Raw genomic sequence first — 23,754 nt, 5'->3', positions numbered from 1 at the left:
ATTAAAGTAAAAATGTTAAAAAAAAGGATCATCTCATGTCTGGATATTAAGAATGGAACAACGGTAAAAGGAATCAATTTTGAAGGTTTGATAAACGCCGGAGATCCGATAGAATTGGCAAAAAGATACGAAGAGGAAGGAGCCGATGAACTGGTTTTTCTCGATATTACCGCAACCATTGAAGAGCGAAAAACTTTCGCTGATCTCGTGAAAAAGATTGCTAAAGAACTGAGTATTCCATTTACTGTCGGAGGCGGAATTTCTACGGTTGAAGATGTCAGAAAATTATTGGAGGTGGGAGCGGATAAAATAAGCATTAATTCTTCTGCGGTACAAAATCCTCAGTTGATTTCTGAGTTGGCAAAAGAATTTGGAAGTCAGTGTATTGTTGTGGCAATTGATACGAAATATACCAATAATGATGACTGGGTTCACATTAAAGGAGGTCGGGAAATTACTGGTCTGAAAACTCTAGAATGGGCAAAAAAAGCTGCAGAATCAGGAGCCGGAGAAATACTTTTAACCTCAATGGACGGGGACGGAACAAAAAATGGATTTGATGTAAGAATAACGAAATTAATTGCCGAAAATGTAAATATTCCGGTTATTGCTTCTGGAGGAGCTGGAAAAATTAAAGATTTTGAAAGTGTTTTTAATGAAACCAAGGCTACCGGAGCTTTAGCGGCAAGTATTTTTCATTTTGGAGAAGTAAAAATTCAGGATTTGAAAAGTGAATTAAAATCTAAAAATATAGCCATACGATGAATATTAATTTTAATAAAAATAATGATGGTTTAGTTCCTGTAATTATTCAGAATGACAGGACGTTACAGGTTCTTATGCTGGGATATATGAATGAAGAAGCCTTTGAAAAAACAAAAAAGGAAGGAATTGTAACCTTTTTCAGTCGTTCCAAAAACAGGCTTTGGACAAAAGGTGAAGAATCCGGTAATTTTTTAACGGTAAAAAGCATTGATATCGATTGTGATCAGGATACGATTTTAATTAAAGTTATACCAAAGAATGTAGTTTGTCACACGGGAAGTTTCAGCTGTTTTGGAGATAAAGATTCTAAAGGATTTTTATATGAATTAGAGAAAAAAATCAACCAACGGATTGATGAAAAAGTGGAAGATTCTTATACCTATTCTTTATATCAGAAGGGAATCAATAAAATGGCTCAAAAAGTAGGAGAGGAAGCCGTAGAATTGGTGATTGAGGCAAAAGATAATAATGATGATTTATTTAAAAATGAAGCAGCGGATTTGCTTTATCATTATTTAATTCTACTAAAAGCCAAAAACTTTTCATTGGAAGAAATTGAGAAAATACTTTTGGAAAGAAACAAATAAAGCCTTGAATTACAAGGCTTTTTAAATTATTTATTCGCAACCGCAAAATGTTGAAGCGCACCAATCGTAGCCTTTCCAATATTGAAAATATACTGTGTATCGGTATTGGCAAAAGTATCATCTTCTGTATGCGGAAGATCACTTCTCAAATATTCAAAAAAGCCGGTAATAACTTCGCCTTTCTTTTCAAAAGATATATAATCGCTGTGTTCAGCCGGATCAATTTTTGCCTGTAAAGGTGAATAAAGGGTTGTACATGTCATTAATTCCTTGGTAACTTGTGTTGAAGCGGCATTATTTTTCGAAGTTCCGCCCTGGTCTTCATCACAAAAAACGGTATCGTGGAACATTCCTTTTTTTCCTCCTACCTGGTCGAGATTAAAGACCATTTTTATATCAAACTGGCGGGTTTTATCTTTATAAACCACATCATTTACATAATGTCTGCTTCCCAAAAGTCCCTGTTCTTCACCGGAAAAATGAATAAATTTAATGGAATACTCCGTAGGAATATCCTTTAAAATTTTTGCTGTTTCAAGAATAATAGAAGTTCCGCTGCCGTTATCGTTTACTCCCGGGCCGTTGATACTGTCAAAATGTCCGCAGATAATTACATATTTATCCGGATAAACGGTTCCTTTTTTGGTGATAATCAGATTTTTTGATTTTAATCTCCCTATGGAAAAAGGATCTTCCTCGATTTGATCTTCAGAATAGCCGAAAGACAGATATTTATCTTTAATCCACTTTAAAGCATTATCATTTTCTACAGAACCTGTTGTTTTGACTCCCAGTTTTTCAAATTCTTTTAAGTTTGAGATAATATCTTCCTTTTTTAATAAGTTTACTCTGTCCTGATAGGCCTGGATAAAGGATTGTGCAGTCAAATTCAAAGTTGAAAAAGAAAAAAGTAGAATTGTCGAGATTTTTTTCACGGTATGATGAGGTTAATAGTTTTAATGATCCGCAAATGTAATAATAAAAAAATCCCAAGCAAAAACTCAGGATTCAATATTTTATAAAAGAAGGTTTATTTTCCGATAATTATTTTTCTTACAGCTGTTTTATCGTTGGCTTTAATGGTACAAAGATAAGCCCCGTTTATTAAACTGGAAACGTTGATTTTCGTTTCATTTTCTTTATTTAAGATCAATCTTCCATTCAGATCTGTAATTTCAATGTTGAATTTTTTGATATCTTTTGGAAGTTCAATATTCAAATAATCTTTCGCAGGATTTGGATAGACTTTTATTGATTCTAAAGAATTTGCAGCAACTTCATCGGTTGCTAATAAAGCCGTTGTAGCCGTTGCGAAATGTTGTAATGCACCTACCGCAGCTTTTCCTACATTGAATACATAAGTCGGATCTACATTAGCAAAAGTATCGTTGGAAGTATGCTGATTTCCGCTCACTGGAGTTTCGTAAAATCCTGTAATAATATCTCCCTTAGCTTCGAAAGGCACATAATCTGATGAATAAGCATTTGACATTGTCGTTTGCAAAGAAGAATATAAAGTTGTACAAGTAGCCAATTCCTGAGTCATTGCTAAAGATGGTGCATTATTGGCTGTTCCGCCTGCTGAACTTTGATCACTTTCACAAACAATCGTATTACTTGGATTTGACAGTTTCCCACCAACCTGATCAATATTAAAAACAACTTTTAAATTCAATTGTCTAACATTATTATTGAAAACAACATTATTCACATAATGATTACTTCCAATCAAACCTTGTTCTTCACCTGAAAAATGAATGAATTTCACAGAATATTCCGTAGGAACATCCTTCAGGATTCTCGCAGCTTCCAAAATAATTGACGTTCCGCTACCGTTATCACTTACTCCAGGACCGGTAATAGTATCATAATGTCCGCAAATAATAACGTAAATATTGGGATAAACAGTTCCTGTTTTAGTAATAATTAAATTCTTAGAAGTTGTGCTTCCGTAAGTAAACGGATCTTCCGTGATCTGGCTGGCTGTATACCCGTAAGATTGATATTTTGCTTTTAGCCAGTTCAGGGCATTGTTATTCGCCGTAGAACCAGTAGTTTTTACACCAAGGCCTTCAAATTCCTGCAGCATTGTTGTGATATTGGTTTGGGAAACCTGATCTGCTCTGGTTTTATATGCCTGTATAAAGTTTTGTGCCTGTAGATTATAAGTTGCTAATGAAAGCAATAGAAGAGTGGTTAATTTTTTCACTTCTGGGTACAATTTTACGTTTTCTATAATATTACGCAAATGTAAATAATAAAAAAATCCCAAGCAAAAAACTTGGGACTTATATTGATAACAAAAATTTTACATTATTTTACTTGATCTACAACTGCTTTGAAAGCTTCAGGGTGATTCATTGCTAAATCTGCTAAAACTTTTCTGTTAAGCTCAATGTTGTTCTTTTTAAGAGCTCCCATAAACTGAGAGTAAGACATTCCGTGCTCTCTGGTTCCCGCATTGATACGAGTGATCCAAAGTGCTCTGAAGTTTCTTTTCTTCTCTTTTCTACCACGGTAAGCATATTGCATTGCTTTTTCTACCGCGTTTTTAGCAACTGTCCAAACGTTCTTTCTTCTTCCGAAATAACCTTTAGCGTGCTTAAAAATTTTCTTTCTTCTAGCTCTTGAAGCTACCGAATTTACTGATCTTGGCATAATTTAAATTGTTTTTTTGAAATGTGCGGCACTTGTTTCATTACTCTTAGGGGCTCCATTTCAGGGTTAAAATGTTGAATTTGTTTGAATTCTTATAAACCGAATATAGATTTATAAAAACTACTTAATTGCTAATTGACGTTGAACGCTTTTCTCGTCCACTTTAGCTACGTAAGAAGTAGTAGTAAGATTTCTCTTCTGCTTAGTTTCTTTCTTAGTTAAGATGTGGCTTTTGTAAGCATTTTTTCTTTTGATCTTACCAGAACCAGTAAGAGCAAAACGTTTCTTAGCACCTGATTTCGTTTTTAATTTTGGCATTGTTTTGCTTTTTATTGTTTTGTTATCAATATCTGTATTGGCTACTCCCAGATATTCTGAGAATAATAGTTTGCAAAATTAAGAAAAAAAACTGAGACTTGAAAGAGATTTTTTGGCTGGAAGCAGGAAGTTTGGAGACAGAAGATTAAATCTTGCCATAAAATTTTGGATTAGCCTCAAACTTTTATTTTTTGAGCTATTTCCTGCTTTCCATTATATCTTTTTGGGTACGGCTCCGCTTCGCTTCGCCGCACCCAAAAAGGATGCCATTGCAATCAGGGCTAGGATGAAAGTTATCAGTATAAATATTTGGAAAATATTTTTAAAGTATGTCTTAAATCAGAAGCCAAAATAAGACAAATATCTGTATTATCCACAAAACCTGCGATGGATTAAAAACAAAAAACTACAATCAAAAAATTCTGATTGCAGTTTTTCTTTCAATTATAGATAAAATTTATGATTCAATAAATTCCAAAAGATCTTTATTGATAGTTTCATGCTCCGTAGTCGGCATTCCGTGAGGGAAACCAGGATACGTGATCAGTTTTCCGTTTTTCAATAATTTAATTGATTTTAATGCTGCATTGGCAATTGGAACAATTTGGTCATCTTCACCATGAAGAAGAAGAACGGGGATATCAACCGATTGCAGATCTTCTCTAAAATCTGTTTCTGAAAAAGCTTTAACACCATCATAATGAGCGACAATTCCACCCATCATTCCTTGTCTCCACCAATTTCTCTGAACACCTTCTTTCACAGTTGCGCCTTCTCGGTTGTATCCGTAAAAAGGAAACGTAAGATCAATATAAAATTGGCTTCTGTTGTTCAAAGTTTGCTCTCTTATACCATCGAAAACTTCAATGGGAACACCATCCGGATTGCTTTCACTCTGTACCATAATTGGCGGAACTGCACTGATTAAAACCGCTTTCTTAGCTCTTCCGTTGGCATATTTGTTGACGTAACGGATCACTTCTCCACCTCCTGTAGAGTGGCCGATGTGAATGACGTCTTTTAAATCCAGAAATTCAACCAGTTCTGCAGCATCAGAGGCATACTGCTCAATCGTATGATTATAAATATTCTGGCTGGATCTTCCATGACCTCTTCTGTCATGTGCAATAACTCTGTAGCCTTTTTGCAGAAAGAAAATTACCTGCGCATCCCAATCATCTGAAGATAAAGGCCATCCGTGATGAAACATCAATACCGGTCCTTCGCCTTGGTCTTTGTAGAAAATCTCTGTTCCGTCCTTTAATTGTAATGTACTCATAGTTTTTAGATTTTTTGGTGTTACTATTTTTTATTTATAAAACAAATTTATTGTAAAATAATCATTGGAATTTTGGTATAGGTTAATTTTTAATAAATAATTAATAAGTAGTATAAAATTATAAAAAATATAGAATGAATTTTAATAGTTACTTAAACTATCTTAATAAAAAATATAAATTTCACTGTTTACCGTGATATTTATAAATAAAAAAAACCTCAAAATAATTTGAGGTTTTAATATTGTAAAGTCGGATCCTGAGATCCGGCAGCGATTATTTAGCTGGTTTTTTAGGACTCATCATCATAATCATTCTTTTTCCTTCAAGTTTAGGAAGTTGGTCTACTTTCCCAACGTGCTCCAGTTCCTGAGCAAGCTTAAGAAGCAGGATTTCTCCCTGGTCTTTAAAGATAATCGAACGTCCTTTAAAAAATACGTAGGTTTTTAATTTTGAACCTTCTTCAAGGAATTTTTCAGCATGCTTCTTCTTGAATTCGTAATCGTGCTCATCGGTCTGAGGACCGAAACGGATTTCTTTTACAACTACTTTTACCTGCTTTGCTTTCAGTTCCTTTTGCTTTTTCTTTTGCTCGTATAAGAATTTTTTGTATTCTAATACTCTTGCAATAAACGGTTCTGCCTTATCGGAAATTACTACTAGATCCAATTCCTGTTCCGCAGCAATCTGTCTTGCTTTGTCGATTGGATAAATCCCCGGCTCTACGTTATCGCCCACCAAACGAACCTCTCTCACACGAATTTTTTCGTTGATCAAGTGAGCGTCCTCCTGTACCGGACGTCTTTGTGGGCCCCTGTTGTTAAATCTTTGTGCTATTGTATTATAATTTTATTGGTTAACTTCTATTTTTATTAAACCACTCTGAATAAAATAATTTTTTAAAATATTCAGAATGATATTTTTTTCAGATTTAAGCATTAAACTCAAATCCTGTTTTTGACTGCTCTTTAAAATATGTAACGAAATTTTCGATGCTCATTGCTCCTAAATCTCCTTCACCACGTCTTCTTACAGAAATTGTGCCATCGTTTTCTTCATTTTCTCCCACTACAATCATAAATGGAATCTTCTTCAATTCTGCATCACGGATTTTTTTACCCGTTTTTTCGTTTCTGTCGTCAATTAAACCGCTAATATCGTGATTTTCCAATAATTGAGAAACTTTTTTAGCATAATCTACATATTTCTCACTGATCGGAAGGATGATAAACTGATCCGGAGCCAGCCACAATGGGAAATCTCCGGCAGTATTCTCGATAAGAATTGCGATAAATCTTTCCATAGAACCAAACGGTGCTCTGTGAATCATTACTGGTCTGTGTTTTTCGCCGTCACTTCCTGTGTACCAAAGATCAAATCTTTCCGGCAAGTTATAATCAACCTGAATCGTTCCAAGCTGCCATTTTCTGCCCAAAGCATCTTTCACCATGAAGTCCAGTTTAGGACCGTAGAATGCAGCTTCGCCATATTCAGTAACTGTATTTAAACCTTTTTCAGTTGCAGCAGTTACAATTGCATTTTCTGCTTTTTCCCAGTTTTCATCAGTTCCGATGTATTTTTCTTTATTTTCAGGATCTCTTAAAGAAATCTGAGCGGTAAAATCAGCAAAACCTAATGAACCAAAAACATAAAGAACCAAATCAATCGTTTTCTTAAATTCATCCATCAACTGATCCGGAGTACAGAATAGATGCGCATCATCCTGAGTAAACCCGCGAACTCTTGTTAAGCCGTGAAGCTCACCACTTTGCTCGTATCTGTAAACAGTTCCGAATTCTGCATATCTTTTCGGCAAATCTCTGTAGCTCCATTGTGAAGTTTTGTAAATCTCACAGTGATGCGGACAGTTCATTGGCTTCAGCATAAATTCTTCTCCTTCATTCGGAGTTTTAATCGGCTGGAAGCTGTCTGCTCCATATTTATCCCAGTGACCGGAAGTTACGTAAAGTTCCTTCGCTCCGATGTGCGGAGAAATTACAAATTCATAACCTGCTTTTTTCTGAGCTTCAGAAAGGAAATTTTCTAATTTTTTTCTTAAAGCCGCTCCTTTTGGCAACCATAAAGGTAATCCCTGGCCAACTTTTTCAGAGAATGCGAAAATACCAAGTTCTTTACCTAGTTTTCTGTGATCTCTTTTTTTAGCTTCTTCTAAAAGTTCAAGATATTCAGTTAAATCTTTCTGTTTTGGGAAAGAAATACCATAAACTCTTGTTAACTGAGGATTTTTTTCATTTCCTCTCCAGTATGCTCCGGCAGCATTTAAAATCTTCATTGCCTTTACAATACTCGTATTCGGAATGTGTCCTCCACGACAAAGATCTGTGAAATTGTCGTGTGTAACGAAAGTGATTTCTCCATCATTAAGATTAGAAATTAATTCTACTTTATATGGATTGTCTGCATACACTTTTAAAGCTTCTTCTTTAGAAACCGGATATAAAGAGAATGTAGAACCTTTTTTAGCATTTTCTAAAACTTTCTTTTCGATCTTTTCAAAATCTTTATCAGATAAACTTTCGTCACCAAAATCTACATCATAATAGAATCCTTTTTCGATGGCAGGGCCAATCGTCAACTTAGCATTAGGATAAAACTCAAGGATTGCCTGCGCCAAAAGGTGGGCAGAAGAATGCCAGAAAGCTTTCTTTCCAAGATCGTCATTCCAGGTCAACAATTGTACCGTAGCATCCGTGGTTATAGGTGTGGTCGTCTCTACTTGTTTGTCGTTTACAACTGCGGAAATGGTATTTCTAGCCAATCCCTCGCTTATAGATTTTGCCACATCTAGCGGAGTAACTCCCGCCTCGAATTCTCTGACACTATTGTCTGGAAGTGTAATTTTTATCATTGTTTACTAAGAAATTTTAAGATGCAAAAATACGGATTTTTTACTAAAAAAACGATATCTATGCGACTTATAGATAAGATTTAATACGAAAAGTTAAGAAAAATCGTTTTTAATAATTAATCAATTTTTAATATTTTAATTGTTAATGAGTTAAATGCCTTTAATTCTTTCTTTTATATCTCACTTTTTCCTTGATAATTTCAATTACATCTACATTCCTCACTTTAGATTTTATCCATCCGTGAATGTCAATATAAAATAATGATCTTCTGTAGTACTCATTTTCTGAGAAAATCTCCAGCTTTTTATCAAATGTTTTAAAGGCTTCCAATTGTTTGTCCGGAAGTAAATTATTTAGATTTTTAAAGAACTGAATACTCTCAAAATGAAACTCATCCGGCTTTTTCATTTTTTTGGCAAACTTCGAAGTGGCTTTAATAAATTCATCATAATCTTCATCATTTCCGGATTCATGTTTTGCCATCAAAATCAAAATTCGTGTATGAAACAAAAGATCCTCCTGAACATTTCCTTTAGATTCAATAACTTTTAATGAATACTTTATTGAAGTTTCAAACTTCTTACTTCCGAAAAACATCGCTGCCATTTTCAGATACAAAATCATGTAATGGTGCTCATCAATTTTATCTCTGAATTTTTCCATTTTCAACTCGATTTCAGGAATTAATTTTGAACCCGAAAAGAATTCTCCTTTCACGAAGTGAATATTCATTAAAGTGTTGTAATAAGTCATAAAAACAAGGAGTTGTACATTTTCATTTTGAGTGAAACTTGAAGAAGTAACTATTGTGTTAAACTGTTTGAAACTTTCTTCTAGAATGTCAATATTTCCGTACAGGAAAAGTATTTTTAAGAGGTATGTATTTCCCTTAATATACCAAACGGGATGGCTTACGATCATATCCGGATTTTTATGAAAAAGATCCACCCATTGAAAAGCATATTTTAAGGTATATTTATACTCCTGGAGCAGTTGGTTTTTCCAGACATGTGCCTTAAAATACCATAATTTCTCTGTAAAATTCAATTTCTCAAAAGCAATTTTTCGAATCTGAGCATTAAAAATTTCCATGACTTCAGCCCGGTCTTCATCATTTTTTACATATCCGTGCGTCAGCATTTCACTATATAATTTCAGCGAAAGATTTGACAATTCTGTGGCATAGTGATTTTGTTTGCTGATTTCCTTGGACTGTTTAATTAATTCATCAGCACGGCCTTCGACACTTCGTGTAATGAATTGTGATTCAATGACTTTTTCTAAATCAATAATTTCTAAAGCAATACTTTTTTCATCAAGTTCTAAAGCCGTCTGTTTTGTTTTGTCTAAAATTTTTAAAGCCTGTTTATAAAGCCCTTTTTGGTACAAAATATTCGCAAAATCAAGCTGTTCGCGTAATTGTATTCTGTAATTCTGATGACTTGGATTCATTCGTAAGCTCACCAAAATCTGTTTATACAAATGGGCTTTCAGATTAGATAATTGCTGTTTGGTTGAAATTTTTTTATTGATAATCACATTTTCATCATACTCAGTCATTTTATCTATTTCAGAAAAAAGAAGAAGAAATTTGGCATCAACATTAATTCCTAGACGATTCACATAAAGTTTAAACTGGCGTTTTTCGGATGTCGTTAACGATTTTATGAGTACAAATAAAAAATCTTTCTGCAATTCTGCCATTGTAAATTTTAGAGATTTAAAATTTTGATTATCAATTGAATAAAATTAAAATTCAATATTTTGAGTATTGTAATTTTTATAAAAACTAAAAATGAATAAACGTTTCAACTTTTTAGTTTTGAATCAAAATTAAGTAAAAAACTTCATTATGAATTCCGAAAAAGTTGAAATTTTTGATACCACGCTGCGTGATGGAGAGCAAGTCCCGGGTTGTAAATTAAATACCGAACAAAAATTAATTATTGCCGAAAAACTGGATGAGCTTGGGGTTGATGTAATTGAAGCGGGTTTTCCGATTTCAAGTCCGGGAGATTTTCATTCTGTTTCGGAAATTTCAAAATTAGTCAGAAATGCAAAGGTTTGCGGACTGACGAGGGCGAATCAGAAAGATATTGATACTGCGGCCGAAGCTTTAAAGTTTGCCAAAAGACCAAGAATTCATACGGGAATAGGTACTTCAGATTCTCATATTAAGTACAAGTTCAATTCAAACAGGGAAGATATTATTGAAAGAGCCGTTCAGGCGGTAAAATATGCTAAAACTTATGTAGAAGATGTAGAGTTTTACGCAGAAGATGCTGGAAGAACGGATAATGATTATCTGGCAAAAGTTTGTGAAGCTGTCATCAAAGCAGGAGCAACCGTTCTGAATATTCCTGATACCACAGGTTATTGTCTGCCCGAAGAATACGGTGAAAAAATAAAATATTTGAGAGAAAATGTGAAGGGTATCGACAAGGCAATTTTATCTTGTCACTGTCACAACGATTTAGGGATGGCTACAGCCAATTCTATTGCAGGAGCAATCAACGGGGCGAGACAGATCGAGTGTACCATCAACGGATTGGGAGAAAGAGCCGGAAATACAGCTTTGGAAGAAGTTGTAATGATTCTTAAACAGCATACAGACTTGAAATTACATACTGATATCAACTCCAAAATGCTCAACCCCATGAGCGTTTTGGTTTCTGATCTGATGGGGATGGCGGTCCAGCCTAACAAAGCAATTGTAGGAGCGAATGCCTTTGCGCATAGTTCAGGAATTCATCAGGACGGTGTGATTAAAAACAGGGAGACTTACGAAATTATTGATCCCGCCGAAGTAGGTGTGAATGCTTCCTCAATCGTTCTTACAGCAAGAAGCGGACGTTCTGCGTTGGCTTACCGATTCAAACATATCGGGTTTGATGTAACTAAAAATGAACTTGATTTCTTATATCAGGAATTTTTGAAGGTTGCCGACAGTAAGAAAGAAGTGAACAATGATGATTTAAGCAGGATTATCGAAAATGTGACGAGAAAAATAGGGTAGGATTTCCTTGCAATCAAGATTAAACGAAAATGAATAACGATAAAAAAACACTTTTTGATAAAGTCTGGGATGCTCACGTTGTAGAAGCGATTCCCGACGGACCTCAAATTATATACATTGACAAACATTTGATTCATGAAGTAACAAGTCCACAGGCTTTTGCAGAATTGGAATCAAGGAATTTAGAGATTTTCAGACCGGATCAAATCGTTGCAACTGCTGATCACAACGTTCCTACATTGGATCAGGATCAGCCGATTCGCGATGAATCTTCAAGAAATCAGGTGGAACAGTTAACGGAAAATTGCCGTAAAAATAATATTGAATTATATGGCCTTGGTCATCAATATCAGGGGATTGTTCACATCATAGCTCCCGAATTGGGTATTACCCAGCCGGGAATGAGCATCGTTTGCGGAGACAGTCATACTTCGACACATGGAGCTTTCGGCTCGATTGCTTTCGGAATCGGGACAAGTCAGGTGGCTCAGGTTTTTGCGAGTCAGTGTTTATTGTTGAACAAGCCTAAATCGATGAGAATTACCGTAAATGGTAAGTTAAATAAAAATGTTCAGCCCAAAGATGTGATTTTGTATATCATTTCCAAAGTGGGAACCGATGGCGGAACAGGATATTTCTGCGAATATGCCGGAAATGTTTTCGAAGAAATGTCGATGGAAGGCAGAATGACAGTTTGTAATATGAGCATCGAAATGGGTGCCCGTGGCGGAATGATCGCTCCTGATGAGACAACTTTTGAATATGTAAAAGGCAGAACTTTCGCTCCAAAAGGTGAGGAATGGCAAGAAAAATTAGAATATTGGAAAACTTTAAAGACGGATGATGAAGCTGTCTTTGATGCAGAATTTTCTTTCGATGCTTCCGATATTTACCCGATGATTACCTATGGAACAAATCCGGGAATGGGAATTTCAATCAAACAAAATATTCCGGCGCCACAAAATGAATCTGAAGAAAAAGCCTTGAAATACATGGGTTTAAAGGCCGGACAGTCTGTTTCAGATATTAAAGTAAATTATGTTTTTATAGGAAGTTGTACCAATGCGAGAATTGAAGATTTCCGTTCGGCGGCTAATTATATTAAAGGAAAAAGTAAGTCGGAACACGTTCAGGCTTTGATTGTTCCGGGTTCTCAGCAGGTGGTAAAACAGATATTTGAAGAAGGATTAGACAAAATTTTCAATGAAGCCGGTTTTCAGATTCGTCAGCCGGGATGTTCGGCGTGTTTAGCAATGAATGACGATAAAATTCCGGAAGGAGAGTACTGTGTTTCAACTTCCAACAGGAATTTTGAGGGCAGACAAGGACAGGGCGCAAGAACCATTCTCGCAAGTCCGTTAACGGCTGCAAAAGTGGCTATTGAAGGAAGAATTGCCGTTCTTGAAAATTAAAAAGTGAATTTTACTTCGTAAATAAATGATCAATCGTCAATTTTTCAACTGTATGAAAATTCACAATTGAGTTACGAAAATAAAATTGACAAATCACATTAACATTTTATAAAAATGCAAAAATTAGTTATCCTAAAATCCTGTGCAATTCCTTTGCCGGTTGAAAATATAGACACCGACCAGATTATTCCGGCCCGTTTTTTAAAGAGTATTGATAAAAGCGGTTTTGGAAATAACCTGTTCCGTGATTGGAAATATAATGTTCATACGAACGAAGAAAATCCTGATTTTGTGTTAAATAACAAAAAATATTCAGGTGAAATTTTAGTGGCTGGAAACAATTTCGGTTGCGGAAGCAGTCGCGAACATGCGGCTTGGGCACTTACCGATTATGGTTTTAAAGTGGTTGTTTCAAGTTTCTTTGCAGACATTTTTAAAGGAAACGCACTGAATAACGGATTGCTTCCTGTAAAAGTTTCTGAAGAATTTTTAAAGGAAATTTTAAATGATATTACTGAAAATCCTGAACATGAAATTACTGTTGATGTAGAAAAACAAACGATCACATTTAAAGATAAAACCGAAAACTTTGAACTGGATTCTTATAAAAAGATTTGTTTAATTAACGGTTACGATGATATTGATTTTTTAATCAGCAAAAAACAGGCGATCCAGGAATTTGAACTAAAAACACAGAAAGTATATGAAAACTGATTTTAAAATTGCAGTATTGGCCGGAGACGGAATTGGTCCGGAGGTTGTTGGAGAAAGCATTAAAATTTTGGATGCTATTGCGGAAGCTTTTCACTATAAATTCGATTTTAAATTCGGATTAACGGGAGCTGAAGCGATTTACAAAACAGGAAATCCTTTGCCGGATGAAACTTTGGCGATCTGCAAAGAATCTGATGCCGTACTTTTCGGTGCGATCGGAGATCCTGCGTTTGATAACAATCCTGATGCGAAAGTTCGTCCTGAACAAGGATTATTGAAACTTCGTAAAGAACTTGGGCTTTTCGCCAATATCCGACCTTTGAAAACGTATTCTTCTTTAATTGAAAAAAGTCCGTTGAAGCAGGAAATTATTGAAGGCACAGATATTCAGATCTTCAGAGAATTGGTGAGCGGAATTTATTTTGGTGAAAAATTTACGGATGAAGAAGCGGGATATGCTTACGACATTTGTAAATACAGCAAAGATGATATTGCCCCAATTGTTCACATGGCTTTTCAGGAAGCGCAAAAAAGAAGGAAAAAATTAACTTTAATAGATAAAGCCAACGTTTTGGATACTTCCAGATTATGGCGAAAAATTTTCAAGGAAATTGCAGCAGAATATCCTGACGTAGAGCTTGATTTTATGTTTGTTGATAACGCTGCGATGCAATTGATCCTTAATCCAAAACAGTTTGATGTAATTGTCACAGAGAATATGTTTGGAGACATTATTTCCGACGAAGCGAGTGTGATTGGAGGTTCGATTGGGTTGCTCCCTTCCGCTTCGATTGGAAATGAAAATGCGATGTTTGAGCCTATTCATGGTTCTTATCCTCAGGCAAAAGGAAGGGGGATTGCCAATCCTATTGCATCTATTTTAAGCACGGCAATGATGCTTGATTATTTAAAATTAGACCATGCTGCAGAAAAATTAAGAGAATCTGTAGAGCATGCAATTGAAAATAAATATGTTACAGTGGATTTAAATTCTCAACAACCTTACTCTACTAGTGAAGTGGGAAGTTTTATCGCAGATTATATTAAATATTCCGAGAAATCATATTACAATTTTGAGAATGTAAAGATCGGAAAGTCAACGATTGTTTAAAGTAGAAGGTAAATTTTGTCTCACAAAGTCAATAGTCAGCTTTTTTGAAATTCCATAGAAATTAGTTCGTGAGGCAAAATTTACAATTTACGATCAATTTGATTGTTTGATTTTATTTGTATATTTTTTTCTAAAAAGGTTCCGCCTCGTTTGAGACAGAACCTTTTTTTATTCTTTAGTGTTATCCGTTTTACCAGATTTGTTATTCTTTGAAGATTTTTGTACATCTTCTTTATCCACATCGGGCGGATTGGTTTTCTTCGATGAAGCCGGGATATTCGGGAAATCCTGATTTTGCTTTTTTGTTTCTGCAGAATTCGCAGATTCTTCTTTTTTGCCTTTTCCTTTGGTGTCCATAACTTTAAATTTAATAATTAACCTTCAAAGTGTTTGCCAAAAAGGATTCAGATTTGTTTAAAGGCCTAATACACCAATTTTTCCTGTTTTATCTTCTATCGTATAATTTAGAGCTTTTGCCAAAACAAAAATATTGTTAAGGTTCTCCATTAATTGCTCACGCCCTTCCGTTCTCAGCTTGTTTTGATCAATAGATTTAATGGCTGTATTTTTTGCCTTTTGAGTTACATTTTTAATATCACTCTCAGAAATTCTATTGAAAAAAGAATCATCCATCGACTGAATTTCAACACTTGGGGTAATTCTGATGTCTGCGTCAGGAAGTTCTGTAATAATCAGCTTTTTATTGATGGAATCTACTTCCATTTTCATTTTATTAAGGTCGTAAGAAACCTGGGCATTTGTTTTTGTGTACGTAATGATGCTGTTGCTTGTCATTTCTTTTCCTAAAAACTCATAGCCCATCTTTGTTTTCTGCATCGAGGAAGTGTTTTGTTCAATCACCACCATTTTATTCATCTTGGAAATTTGGTTGGTCAGAATATAATAGTCCGAATTTTCTGTTTTTTTACTAAGACTAAAACAAGACTTAAAGCTAAAAAACAGAATCAGCATTAAAACAACTCCCGCTAAAAACGGAATTAAAATTTTGATATTTCTCAAATCTTTATTTGCCAAAAATTTCTTTAATTACTGAGCTGTCATCTTTCTTCAGAATTTCAACCAAATCTCTTTCGATATATCCGGTGGTCGGCATTTCTACAATTCTTCCTATTTCCTTACCATATTTTTCAACAATGATAGTCGGGACTTTCTGAACATTGTAACGTGCTTCATCGCCTGTCGGAGATTCTTTTTTACGGTTTACAGCAATAATCGTTAATTTGCTTTCAGGATACTTTACTTCTTCCAAAATCTTCATTAATCTTGGAAAGTCTCTATGGGAATCTTCGCACCACGTTCCCATGAAAACAATAAGGTTGTAAGTGCCGATTTTATCTTTTTTAAGCTCGCTGATAGCTTTCTGATCCATCGCATATTCGTTGTGTTCTTTCACGTACCAGTCTGCATACGGAGCTTCAGTAAATTTACTTTTCAGCTGGTTTCCCAAAAGCATTTTGCCATCGTTTGTTGTTTCAACCTCACGGCCGACAACAACTTTTTGTGCGCTAAGTTGTTGGCTTGCCAGAAATAAAGCTGAAACAGCAATACAATTTGTAATAAATTTTTTCATACTATTTTTCGATAATGGTCTTTAAATCTGCCGGAGAATAATATTTATTTTTCAGGACTTTGTGATCTGCCTGTCTGTAAACGTTAAATTTCTCACCAGATTTTTCATAAAATGATTCTACATCTTTTGCTTTATAAAACTCAACCGTTTCCTGTGCCTGTTCTTCATTATCGCAAGCTTTCGACATATTGGAACGCTGAACTTCGTTGAACAACTCTACAAATTTGTTGCCAAGTCCGAATTCTAGTACTGCACCGCTCAATACATACTGAAGATCGCAAAGAGCGTCAGCAATTTCTACAATATTGTTATCTGCAATGGCTTGTTTCAATTCGTTTAATTCTTCCTGCAAAAGTTCAACTCTCAGGTTGCATCTTTCCGGAGAAGGAATTTGTGGTGTATCTAAAATAGGGGCTTTAAAAGTTGTGTGGAATTCTGCTACTTGGTTCAGGCTGTCAATTTTATCCATGAATATTTTTTATTTAAGGCAAATATAATGATTGGGTTTTAGATTTTAGGAATTGGGGCTTGGGTTTTTGTTAAATTGTACATGCAATTTGTCATTATGAGGAAGGAAGAATCTTAACTGTTGATTGTATTTTATTTTTTCTCACAATGGTTTTTCAGATTTTCACAGATGATTGTGTGATTTGTGAAAACAAATTGATTAGAAACCTTATCCCACTTTGAGATACATTTATCAGTAGCAGTTTACTTTTTTCAATTATTACTTTTTTCCATCTTTAAAAATTCTTGAAATTTTGATAAATTTACCAAAACTAATAGTTCAAAGCTATCTGGAAAAAATATCATATAAATCAATATTTTATGTAGGAATTTACAATCTTTTCAGATCATTGGATTTACAAGATAGTCATTAATCATCGACGAGAATTTTATAAAATTTGAAAACAAAGATCAAAGCAAAGATCTTTTTACTATTATTGATAAAGAAAATATTGCTGAGAATAGAATTAGATTCGATAAAAAGGAAATATTCCGTTTAGAGTATTAAAAAAATATAATTAAAAATGAGCAACTTAGAACACAAGAAGTTTCCGATAGGTCCGTTTGAAGAGCCGGAAAATATCTGTGATATCAAATTAGATGAATTAATAAAAGTGATTAAAGATTTTCCGGGAAGACTGAAAAATTTAGTTGAAAATTTCAGCGATGATCAGCTCGACACACAATACAGAGAAGGCGGCTGGACGGTAAGACAGGTTGTGAATCATTTGGCGGACAGCCATATTAATAGTTTTATGCGTCTTAAATTGGCACTTACGGAAGAAAATCCAACGATAAGACCTTACGATGAGTCAAAATGGGCAGAGCTTCAGGATAGTTTAAATATGCCGATAAAGCCTGCGATGCGTATGATTAAAGGAACTCATCAACGATGGACTGCCTTGTTAAAAAGTATGACCAATAAACAGTTTGAAAGAACTTTTCATCATCCGGAGCAAAACAGAAATTATGATCTCCGTACTTATCTTGCTCACTATGCATGGCATTGCAATCACCATTTCGCTCACATCGAAAATCTGAAGAAAGAAAAAGGTTGGTAAAAAAGAGTCTTCACGATCGCATTTATTTTGAGGAAATTGTCAACAGAATTTCCAATTTAACAGAAAATTCTCCCGGAAAATGGGGTAAAATGAATGTCTGTCAAATGATGAGACACTGTAATTATGTGCTTCAGGTTCCGCAGAAAAAGATCATGCTGCCGGATATCAATATAATTTTTCAGATGATCGGAATTCTCACCAAAATAGAAATACAAATTTTTAATAACGGAATTCCCAAAAATATGCCGACTTTTCAAAAACTTATCGTTAATTTTGAATGTGATTTTGATGAAGAAAAACAAAGCCTCCTGAAAACACTGGAAGAGTATCGGATTAATTTTAATAATAAAAATTTATCCAACCTGCATGTGCTTTTCGGCAAAATGGAGGAAAAAGACTGGGGATTTTTGGAGTACAAGCATCTTGATCACCATCTAAAACAGTTTAATGTATGAGTTTTTTTGATAAAATATTTGGTGGAAAAGAAGAGGCTTCGGAGCAAAAATCTTTCTGGAAGAAGATAGAATCTGAAAATGACCTGAAAAAGGCTATCGACCAATCTTTCCACCACAAAATAGCAATATTTAAGCATTCTACAAGCTGCTTTATCAGTAAGACAGTATTAAGGAATTTCGAAAAAGAAATAGAAAATTTAGAGCAAAAAGTAGAGTTGTATTATCTGGATTTGCTGGCACACAGACCCATTTCGAATAAAATTGCAAGTGATCTAAAGGTTACCCACCAAAGCCCGCAATTAATTGTAATAGAGAACGGAAAAGCTATTAATAACGCTTCGCATCAGGATATATCGGTAGACCAATTATAGGATGAAAAATATTAATAATTATTTAGCAAAAGTTTTAAATGTTCCTTTGGAGAAGGTAAACATGTGCAGTGTTCATTATGAAGTGAAGAAAGTGCAGAAAAATCAGTTTCTTTTGCAATATGGTGAAGTCTGCAGGTATATTTATTTTGTTGAGAAAGGTCTTTTAAAAATGTATTCCATCGATAAAAACGGTAAGGAACATATTATTCAGTTTGCTCCGGAGAGCTGGCTGACTTCAGACCGCAGCAGTCTCTATTTCAATGAAAAATCGGTGTATTATATTGAAGCCGTGGAAGATTCTGAAGTACTTTTGCTGCATCCGGACTTTATCAATAAATTGATAGGAGAGTTCCCGGACAGCCTGGAAAAAAGCGATATCTTGCTGCAAAAACATATCAAAAGTTTACAGGACAGGATTAATTCTTTATTAGGCGAAACTGCAGAAGAAAGATATATGAAATTTATTAAAATGTATCCGGATCTGCTGTTGAGAGTTCCTCAATGGATGATTGCGTCTTACTTAGGCATTACTCCTGAAAGTTTGAGCCGTGTAAGAAAAGAATTAGCCAGAAAAAACTTCGTTCCGGATAGTAAATAGGATGAATATAGTTAAATAATTCTCGCAGATTTGGCAGATTACGTAAATGTCCGAGTTAAATTAATTACAAAGAATTTAAAAAAAATCTGCGTAATTTGCTAAATCTGTGAGAATATAGAAAAAATAAATCAAAAAGATTATCCGTAAATCTTTTTTGCCAAAGTCCCGACCTGCCTCAATTTCAATTGGATTTCCTCCGTCCAGGGCAAACCGATACAAAGTCTCATGCAGTTTTCAAATTGATCCTGAAGTGTAAACATTCTTCCTGGGGCAATGCTGATATTTTCTTTGATTGCGAGATCATATAATTCTGTTGTTTTAATTTTCCTGTCAAATTCTACCCAAAGTGATAATCCGCCTTGCGGACGACTGGTTTTTGTACCTTCCGGAAAAGATTCAGCAATGGTTTGGGTGAAGTTCTGGTAATTATTCTGTAAAGATTTTCTCATTTGTTGAAGATGTTTTTCGTAGCCGTTTTTCATGAAATTGGCAACAGCTTCGTTGACAATTGAGATTGATGAAGTGGAATGCAGAAGCTTTAATTTTAAAATTTTATCCTTGTATTTTCCGGGAGCAATCCATCCGACACGGTAACCCGGAGCCAATGTTTTCGAAATCGAACTACAATACAAAACATTTCCTTCTTTATCAAAAGATTTACAGCATTTTGGACGGATCGAGCCAAAATAAAGATCTCCATATACGTCATCTTCAATCAAAGGAATATTATTTTCAGATAAAATTTTTACGACTTCTTTTTTATGTTCATCAGACATTAAACTTCCTAGTGGCGCATTATAATTTGGAATCAAAAGGCAGAGATCGATCTTAGGAATTACTTTTTTCAGAGCATCAATTTCAATTCCCGTCGTCGGGTGGGTAGGAAGTTCCAGCACTTTTAAGCCTAAACCGTTAGCCAATTGTAAAATTCCCGGATAACACGGACTTTCGATGGCAATTGTGTCACCAGGTTTTCCTAAAGCCATCAAACAGAATGACAGAGCATTCATTCCGCCGTTTGTGGTAACCAGATCATGTTCATGAAAATTTCCACCCCATTGTAGAGATCTCATGGCAATCATACGGCGCAATTTCAGATTTCCCTGAATTTCTTCATATTCTGTTCCCCCTTCTTTCAAAGTTCGGGTAGCATTGATGATCTCTTTTTTCAGTTTTGCCTGTGGTAAAAGATCTCCTGACGGAATCCCGATCGAAAAAATAGTGATATCTTTTTTGCCGATGTTTTCGTAGACTTTATTAATCAGTTCATCAGGTTCATCATTATTGGCAATTAATGAAGGCTTACTTACCTCAGGAAGCGGTAGTTTTACCGAAAGAATATTGCTGACAAAATACCCGGATTGCGGCTTGGAGTCGACAAGAGACTGAGATTCTAATTCCAGAAAAACACGTTTTGCGGTATTCATACTGATTTGGTGATCTTTGCATAATTTCCGAACAGAAGGGAGCTTGTCTCCTGATTTCAGAATTCCGTTTCTGATTTGGGCTGCGATCCCATTAGCTATTTCTGTATATAGATATTTTTTGTCCATTTTTTAAACTGTGCTCATGCAAATATATAAAACTGAGACTGTGTTTATTTATTTAAGCTTAATAATTTTGAACCATCCAATAAGATTTAAAACAATGACAACACATTCAATATCTAAAAATCAGGCATTACAGGGATGGATCAACGGTTTCATAGGAGTTTTGCTGTTCAGTGGCGGGATGCCTGCAACAAAACTGGCTGTAGTGGAAATGAGTCCGCTTTTTGTAACGATCGCAAGAGCCGGAATTGCCGGAGTGTTGGCACTTTCTGTTTTACTGATATTTAAAGAAAAGCATCCTGCGAAAGATCAGCTATTCTCTTTGATCTTGGTTTCTTTTGGTTGTGTGATTGGCTTTCCACTGCTGTCTGCTATGGCTTTACAATATTTAACTTCGGCACATTCTATTGTGTTTTTGGGCATGTTGCCATTAATGACTGCTTTATTCGGTGTATTTCGTGGTGGGGAGAAGCCTCATCCTATATTTTGGGTGTTCTCAATTGTGGGTAGCTTATTGGTTGTCGGTTATGCTTTTTCACAAGGGATTTCTGCATCTCCTATGGGCGATATTTTAATGCTGTTGGCTGTTATTTTATGCGGTTTGGGATATGCCGAAGGAGCAAAACTGTCAAAGACTTTAGGAGGCTGGCAGGTTATTTCATGGGCTTTGGTATTGGCATTACCCTTAATGTTGCCTTTATTTTTTATTTATTTTCCAGAAAATGTTGAAGCAATAAGTTTTCAGGGATGGTTCGGATTGGGGTATATTTCCCTGTTCAGTATGTTTATTGGTTTTATTTTCTGGTATAAAGGTTTGGCGCAGGGTGGAATTACAACTGTCGGGCAGCTCCAGCTTTTGCAGCCTTTTTTCGGATTGGCTTTGGCGGCTTATTTCCTTCACGAGCAGGTAAGTATGGGAATGTTGGGGGTCACAATCGGAGTCATTCTTTGTGTAGCCGGAACGAAGAAATTTGCTAAATAATTACCGGTAAATAAGATTTATGATCAAAATCATAAGAACTTAACATAATATTTATTTAGATTTGAACTATCACACCACTAAAATATAATATTATGAAATTTGTCTTATCACTCACAATTTTAGGATTTCTGGTCCTGAGCTGTAAAAAAACGGAAAACTCTACAACTCCGACATCAGATTCAACAGTTATTACGGATGACAGTATAACAACTGCAGCTCCAATGCCTAACGATACCACCCAAATTGCAGACACTACTACTGCCGACAATGCAACGCGTACTAACACAATGAATAGTGACAGTACACAGATTACGAAATAAATTTACACATCATTAAATTTATAAACCCATTTTACTCATGAAAAAGCGGGTTGATTTCATGTATAAATAGAGCTAGATCCAAAATGATAAAGCTATTGGTTCACGAAAGATAAAGTTAAAAATTTAAAGTTGATTTATTGCGAAAATAAAAACAATAAAGTGTAAATATTAAATTTTCATTGAAAATATTAATTACTTATTTGAAATAAATCAAAATAAGGGTTTGGTATTTGCATATAATATTAACAGTACCAATTTATTTCTACTTAAGGATGCTATGTACTAAACATCAAAAACAGCTAAAATGGTTATTAACGAAGATATTTTGCATTCAGTAGGAGCAAACATTAAAGAATATAAAGCTTCGGAAAATATATTCAACGAAGGGGATTACCCCAATTATTACTATCAGATCATTACCGGAGAAGTAAAACTTAATAATTATAATGAAGATGGTAAAGAAAGTATACAAACACTGTTGGAAAGCGGAGAAAGTATAGGCGAGTCGATGCTTTTTATGGATAAACATTATCCGATGAATGCAACAGCCATCACAAACTGCGAAATATTCAAGCTTCCAAAACATGTTTTCTTTAATCTGCTGAAAGAATGTCCTGAGATTTCTCAAGATATTAATGTATTCCTTTCACAGAGAGTTTATTATGGTTTGATTATGTCCCAGAATTTAGGTAATCAAAATCCCGCGGCAAAGCTTAAAACGCTTATGGATTATTTAAAAAGTTTTCAGGAAGAACAGTCACCTTACTCCTTCAGAGTGCCTTTAACGAGACAACAAATGGCCAGCCTCACTGGGCTTTGCGTAGAAACCACCATCAGAACAATAAAGGGGATGGAGAGGGATCAATTGGTAAGAATTAAGGACAGAAAAATTTTGTATTAATTTTTTTTGGAAAACAGGATTTATGGTCTTCTTTTTGTAAAGATTTTTTTTAAAAATCTTACATATGAAAACTATAAGCTGCATGAATATCGATCCCGAACTCCTGTATTCGTTTGGTGCAGAAGATAGATTTTATAAGGCCAAAGAAATCGTATACAAAGAAGGGGATCATGCACTTTACTATTACCAGATTGTAAAAGGTAAGGTGAAACAGAACAATTATAACGAGGAAGGCAAAGAGTTTATTCATAATATTTTAAGTAAAAATCAAAGCTTTGGAGATCCGATGCTTTTTTTGGAAAAATTTTATATTATGAACGCGATTTGTTTAACGGATGTAGAAATTATCCGCCTTCCGAAAAATAATTTTCTGGATCTTCTGGAGAAAAATCCGAAGGTTTCTTTGGCGATGAATGCCTGCCTGTCACAACGTCTTTATTTTAAGGCGATTATGTTACAAAATATGTCTTCACCCAATCCGGTATTAAGATTAAAAGGTTTGCTGGATTACTTGAAAAGTTATCATGAAGGAGATTGTGAACAGTGTTTTCATGTAGAACTTACCAGACAGCAGATTGCTAATCTTACAGGCCTCCGCGTAGAAACCGTCATCAGAACGTTGAAAAAAATGGAGAAGGAAGGAAATCTAATGATTAAAGAGAGAAAAATACTTTATTAGATTATAAATTA

The 23,754-nt window shown here is 34.9% G+C and carries 27 protein-coding genes; 14 read left to right on the top strand and 13 right to left on the bottom strand.

Annotated features, from left to right (window positions below; genetic code table 11):
- Positions 1–12: 12 nt before the first annotated feature.
- Both hisF and hisIE read left to right on the top strand, forming a co-directional pair.
- The gene (gene hisF, locus BUA89_RS15375) at positions 13–765 is read left to right on the top strand and encodes an imidazole glycerol phosphate synthase subunit HisF (protein WP_072959952.1); all 753 of its coding nucleotides are present in this window, start codon (positions 13–15) and stop codon (positions 763–765) included.
- Positions 762–1,352 (top strand): bifunctional phosphoribosyl-AMP cyclohydrolase/phosphoribosyl-ATP diphosphatase HisIE, encoded by a 591-nt coding sequence (hisIE, locus tag BUA89_RS15370; protein ID WP_072959948.1) that lies wholly within the window; start codon positions 762–764, stop codon positions 1,350–1,352. Before hisF ends, hisIE begins: the two co-directional genes overlap by 4 nt.
- A 26-nt stretch (positions 1,353–1,378) precedes the next feature.
- On the opposite strand, the gene BUA89_RS15365 is transcribed toward hisIE, so the two are convergent.
- The 8 genes from BUA89_RS15365 to BUA89_RS15325 all read right to left on the bottom strand — a co-directional run bounded on the left by BUA89_RS15365 (position 1,379) and on the right by BUA89_RS15325 (position 10,179).
- Entirely contained in the window at positions 1,379–2,245 is an 867-nt protein-coding gene (locus BUA89_RS15365) for a M28 family metallopeptidase (RefSeq protein ID WP_228420577.1), read from the bottom strand.
- A gap of 137 nt (positions 2,246–2,382) precedes the next feature.
- Positions 2,383–3,561 (bottom strand): M28 family peptidase, encoded by a 1,179-nt coding sequence (locus BUA89_RS15360; protein ID WP_072960313.1) that lies wholly within the window; start codon positions 3,559–3,561, stop codon positions 2,383–2,385.
- 104 nt (positions 3,562–3,665) lie between these two features.
- Positions 3,666–4,010 carry a 50S ribosomal protein L20 gene (gene rplT / locus BUA89_RS15355; protein ID WP_029293267.1) on the bottom strand — a complete coding sequence of 115 codons (345 nt, stop codon included), beginning with the start codon at positions 4,008–4,010 and terminating at the stop codon, positions 3,666–3,668.
- Positions 4,011–4,130: 120 nt separating this feature from the next.
- Complete coding sequence (gene rpmI / locus BUA89_RS15350) at positions 4,131–4,328, bottom strand: 50S ribosomal protein L35 (RefSeq protein WP_002979658.1); 198 nt, start codon at positions 4,326–4,328, stop codon at positions 4,131–4,133.
- Between the two features lie 457 nt (positions 4,329–4,785).
- Complete coding sequence (locus tag BUA89_RS15340) at positions 4,786–5,607, bottom strand: alpha/beta fold hydrolase (protein ID WP_072959939.1); 822 nt, start codon at positions 5,605–5,607, stop codon at positions 4,786–4,788.
- A gap of 274 nt (positions 5,608–5,881) precedes the next feature.
- Complete coding sequence (gene infC, locus BUA89_RS15335; protein ID WP_178362465.1) at positions 5,882–6,382, bottom strand: translation initiation factor IF-3; 501 nt, start codon at positions 6,380–6,382, stop codon at positions 5,882–5,884.
- A gap of 154 nt (positions 6,383–6,536) precedes the next feature.
- Complete coding sequence (gene thrS / locus BUA89_RS15330) at positions 6,537–8,474, bottom strand: threonine--tRNA ligase (protein WP_072959931.1); 1,938 nt, start codon at positions 8,472–8,474, stop codon at positions 6,537–6,539.
- 160 nt (positions 8,475–8,634) lie between these two features.
- Entirely contained in the window at positions 8,635–10,179 is a 1,545-nt protein-coding gene (locus BUA89_RS15325; protein WP_072959926.1) for a hypothetical protein, read from the bottom strand.
- 148 nt (positions 10,180–10,327) lie between these two features.
- On the opposite strand from BUA89_RS15325, the gene BUA89_RS15320 reads away from it, so the two are divergent.
- From BUA89_RS15320 to leuB, 4 genes are all read left to right on the top strand, one after another.
- Complete coding sequence (locus BUA89_RS15320; RefSeq protein ID WP_072959923.1) at positions 10,328–11,491, top strand: 2-isopropylmalate synthase; 1,164 nt, start codon at positions 10,328–10,330, stop codon at positions 11,489–11,491.
- A 29-nt stretch (positions 11,492–11,520) separates the two neighbouring features.
- A complete protein-coding gene (leuC, locus tag BUA89_RS15315; protein WP_072959918.1) occupies positions 11,521–12,903 on the top strand; it encodes a 3-isopropylmalate dehydratase large subunit in 1,383 nt (460 codons plus the stop codon).
- 114 nt (positions 12,904–13,017) lie between these two features.
- Positions 13,018–13,617: a 3-isopropylmalate dehydratase small subunit gene (gene leuD, locus BUA89_RS15310; protein WP_072959915.1), complete on the top strand. Its 600-nt coding sequence runs from the start codon at positions 13,018–13,020 to the stop codon at positions 13,615–13,617.
- Complete coding sequence (gene leuB / locus BUA89_RS15305; protein WP_072959911.1) at positions 13,607–14,728, top strand: 3-isopropylmalate dehydrogenase; 1,122 nt, start codon at positions 13,607–13,609, stop codon at positions 14,726–14,728. The genes leuD and leuB overlap by 11 nt, the downstream gene beginning before the upstream one ends.
- A 168-nt stretch (positions 14,729–14,896) precedes the next feature.
- Here the strand turns inward: leuB and BUA89_RS15300 are convergent, their stop codons facing one another.
- The 4 genes from BUA89_RS15300 to BUA89_RS15285 all read right to left on the bottom strand — a co-directional run bounded on the left by BUA89_RS15300 (position 14,897) and on the right by BUA89_RS15285 (position 16,788).
- Positions 14,897–15,085, bottom strand: a complete 189-nt coding sequence (locus BUA89_RS15300; protein ID WP_072959909.1) for a hypothetical protein — start codon at positions 15,083–15,085, stop codon at positions 14,897–14,899.
- Positions 15,086–15,142: 57 nt separating this feature from the next.
- Positions 15,143–15,604 (bottom strand): DUF4230 domain-containing protein, encoded by a 462-nt coding sequence (locus tag BUA89_RS15295; protein ID WP_317043397.1) that lies wholly within the window; start codon positions 15,602–15,604, stop codon positions 15,143–15,145.
- Positions 15,605–15,752: 148 nt separating this feature from the next.
- On the bottom strand, positions 15,753–16,319 hold the full coding sequence (locus tag BUA89_RS15290; RefSeq protein ID WP_072959904.1) for a TlpA family protein disulfide reductase: 567 nt from the start codon (positions 16,317–16,319) through the stop codon (positions 15,753–15,755).
- A 1-nt stretch (position 16,320) separates the two neighbouring features.
- Positions 16,321–16,788 carry a pyrophosphohydrolase domain-containing protein gene (locus BUA89_RS15285; RefSeq protein ID WP_039368447.1) on the bottom strand — a complete coding sequence of 156 codons (468 nt, stop codon included), beginning with the start codon at positions 16,786–16,788 and terminating at the stop codon, positions 16,321–16,323.
- A gap of 562 nt (positions 16,789–17,350) precedes the next feature.
- Here BUA89_RS15285 and BUA89_RS15280 point away from each other — a divergent pair.
- The 4 genes from BUA89_RS15280 to BUA89_RS15265 are packed head-to-tail and all read left to right on the top strand — an operon-like array spanning position 17,351 to position 19,311.
- Positions 17,351–17,887: a YfiT family bacillithiol transferase gene (locus BUA89_RS15280; RefSeq protein ID WP_072959901.1), complete on the top strand. Its 537-nt coding sequence runs from the start codon at positions 17,351–17,353 to the stop codon at positions 17,885–17,887.
- The gene (locus tag BUA89_RS15275; RefSeq protein ID WP_228420575.1) at positions 17,881–18,342 is read left to right on the top strand and encodes a hypothetical protein; all 462 of its coding nucleotides are present in this window, start codon (positions 17,881–17,883) and stop codon (positions 18,340–18,342) included. The genes BUA89_RS15280 and BUA89_RS15275 overlap by 7 nt, the downstream gene beginning before the upstream one ends.
- Positions 18,339–18,713 (top strand): bacillithiol system redox-active protein YtxJ, encoded by a 375-nt coding sequence (gene ytxJ / locus BUA89_RS15270; RefSeq protein ID WP_072959896.1) that lies wholly within the window; start codon positions 18,339–18,341, stop codon positions 18,711–18,713. The genes BUA89_RS15275 and ytxJ overlap by 4 nt, the downstream gene beginning before the upstream one ends.
- 1 nt (position 18,714) lies before the next feature.
- Positions 18,715–19,311, top strand: coding sequence for a Crp/Fnr family transcriptional regulator (locus BUA89_RS15265; RefSeq protein ID WP_072959892.1), 597 nt, complete (start codon positions 18,715–18,717; stop codon positions 19,309–19,311).
- Positions 19,312–19,448: 137 nt separating this feature from the next.
- On the opposite strand, the gene BUA89_RS15260 is transcribed toward BUA89_RS15265, so the two are convergent.
- Positions 19,449–20,864 (bottom strand): aminotransferase-like domain-containing protein, encoded by a 1,416-nt coding sequence (locus BUA89_RS15260; RefSeq protein ID WP_072959887.1) that lies wholly within the window; start codon positions 20,862–20,864, stop codon positions 19,449–19,451.
- Positions 20,865–20,958: 94 nt separating this feature from the next.
- Between BUA89_RS15260 and BUA89_RS15255 the strand changes: the two genes are divergently transcribed.
- The 4 genes from BUA89_RS15255 to BUA89_RS15240 all read left to right on the top strand — a co-directional run bounded on the left by BUA89_RS15255 (position 20,959) and on the right by BUA89_RS15240 (position 23,743).
- Positions 20,959–21,843 (top strand): DMT family transporter, encoded by an 885-nt coding sequence (locus BUA89_RS15255; protein WP_072959883.1) that lies wholly within the window; start codon positions 20,959–20,961, stop codon positions 21,841–21,843.
- A gap of 92 nt (positions 21,844–21,935) precedes the next feature.
- Entirely contained in the window at positions 21,936–22,163 is a 228-nt protein-coding gene (locus BUA89_RS15250; RefSeq protein WP_072959880.1) for a hypothetical protein, read from the top strand.
- A gap of 304 nt (positions 22,164–22,467) precedes the next feature.
- Positions 22,468–23,064: a Crp/Fnr family transcriptional regulator gene (locus BUA89_RS15245; RefSeq protein ID WP_072959877.1), complete on the top strand. Its 597-nt coding sequence runs from the start codon at positions 22,468–22,470 to the stop codon at positions 23,062–23,064.
- 64 nt (positions 23,065–23,128) lie between these two features.
- Entirely contained in the window at positions 23,129–23,743 is a 615-nt protein-coding gene (locus BUA89_RS15240; protein ID WP_228420573.1) for a Crp/Fnr family transcriptional regulator, read from the top strand.
- Positions 23,744–23,754 lie beyond the last annotated feature (11 nt).

The organism is Chryseobacterium arachidis (assembly GCF_900129245.1).
Taxonomy (GTDB): domain Bacteria; phylum Bacteroidota; class Bacteroidia; order Flavobacteriales; family Weeksellaceae; genus Chryseobacterium; species Chryseobacterium arachidis.
Note: the sequence above shows the minus strand (reverse complement) of the source record. Positions and strands in the feature narration are given on the sequence as shown.

What these genes read in the sequence shown, in the direction of transcription:
- hisIE (WP_072959948.1), top strand. Translation starts at nt 762, where the DNA reads ATGAATATTAATTTTAATAAAAATAATGATGGTTTAGTTCCTGTAATT.
- BUA89_RS15255 (WP_072959883.1), top strand. Translation starts at nt 20,959, where the DNA reads ATGACAACACATTCAATATCTAAAAATCAGGCATTACAGGGATGGATC.
- thrS (WP_072959931.1), bottom strand. Translation starts at nt 8,474, where the DNA reads ATGATAAAAATTACACTTCCAGACAATAGTGTCAGAGAATTCGAGGCG.
- leuC (WP_072959918.1), top strand. Translation starts at nt 11,521, where the DNA reads ATGAATAACGATAAAAAAACACTTTTTGATAAAGTCTGGGATGCTCAC.
- rpmI (WP_002979658.1), bottom strand. Translation starts at nt 4,328, where the DNA reads ATGCCAAAATTAAAAACGAAATCAGGTGCTAAGAAACGTTTTGCTCTT.
- BUA89_RS15265 (WP_072959892.1), top strand. Translation starts at nt 18,715, where the DNA reads ATGAAAAATATTAATAATTATTTAGCAAAAGTTTTAAATGTTCCTTTG.
- BUA89_RS15300 (WP_072959909.1), bottom strand. Translation starts at nt 15,085, where the DNA reads ATGGACACCAAAGGAAAAGGCAAAAAAGAAGAATCTGCGAATTCTGCA.
- BUA89_RS15285 (WP_039368447.1), bottom strand. Translation starts at nt 16,788, where the DNA reads ATGGATAAAATTGACAGCCTGAACCAAGTAGCAGAATTCCACACAACT.
- hisF (WP_072959952.1), top strand. Translation starts at nt 13, where the DNA reads ATGTTAAAAAAAAGGATCATCTCATGTCTGGATATTAAGAATGGAACA.
- BUA89_RS15260 (WP_072959887.1), bottom strand. Translation starts at nt 20,864, where the DNA reads ATGGACAAAAAATATCTATATACAGAAATAGCTAATGGGATCGCAGCC.
- BUA89_RS15320 (WP_072959923.1), top strand. Translation starts at nt 10,328, where the DNA reads ATGAATTCCGAAAAAGTTGAAATTTTTGATACCACGCTGCGTGATGGA.
- BUA89_RS15340 (WP_072959939.1), bottom strand. Translation starts at nt 5,607, where the DNA reads ATGAGTACATTACAATTAAAGGACGGAACAGAGATTTTCTACAAAGAC.
- BUA89_RS15280 (WP_072959901.1), top strand. Translation starts at nt 17,351, where the DNA reads ATGAGCAACTTAGAACACAAGAAGTTTCCGATAGGTCCGTTTGAAGAG.
- leuB (WP_072959911.1), top strand. Translation starts at nt 13,607, where the DNA reads ATGAAAACTGATTTTAAAATTGCAGTATTGGCCGGAGACGGAATTGGT.
- BUA89_RS15250 (WP_072959880.1), top strand. Translation starts at nt 21,936, where the DNA reads ATGAAATTTGTCTTATCACTCACAATTTTAGGATTTCTGGTCCTGAGC.
- ytxJ (WP_072959896.1), top strand. Translation starts at nt 18,339, where the DNA reads ATGAGTTTTTTTGATAAAATATTTGGTGGAAAAGAAGAGGCTTCGGAG.
- BUA89_RS15325 (WP_072959926.1), bottom strand. Translation starts at nt 10,179, where the DNA reads ATGGCAGAATTGCAGAAAGATTTTTTATTTGTACTCATAAAATCGTTA.
- leuD (WP_072959915.1), top strand. Translation starts at nt 13,018, where the DNA reads ATGCAAAAATTAGTTATCCTAAAATCCTGTGCAATTCCTTTGCCGGTT.
- BUA89_RS15240 (WP_228420573.1), top strand. Translation starts at nt 23,129, where the DNA reads ATGAAAACTATAAGCTGCATGAATATCGATCCCGAACTCCTGTATTCG.
- rplT (WP_029293267.1), bottom strand. Translation starts at nt 4,010, where the DNA reads ATGCCAAGATCAGTAAATTCGGTAGCTTCAAGAGCTAGAAGAAAGAAA.
- BUA89_RS15295 (WP_317043397.1), bottom strand. Translation starts at nt 15,604, where the DNA reads ATGAATAAAATGGTGGTGATTGAACAAAACACTTCCTCGATGCAGAAA.
- BUA89_RS15290 (WP_072959904.1), bottom strand. Translation starts at nt 16,319, where the DNA reads ATGAAAAAATTTATTACAAATTGTATTGCTGTTTCAGCTTTATTTCTG.
- BUA89_RS15245 (WP_072959877.1), top strand. Translation starts at nt 22,468, where the DNA reads ATGGTTATTAACGAAGATATTTTGCATTCAGTAGGAGCAAACATTAAA.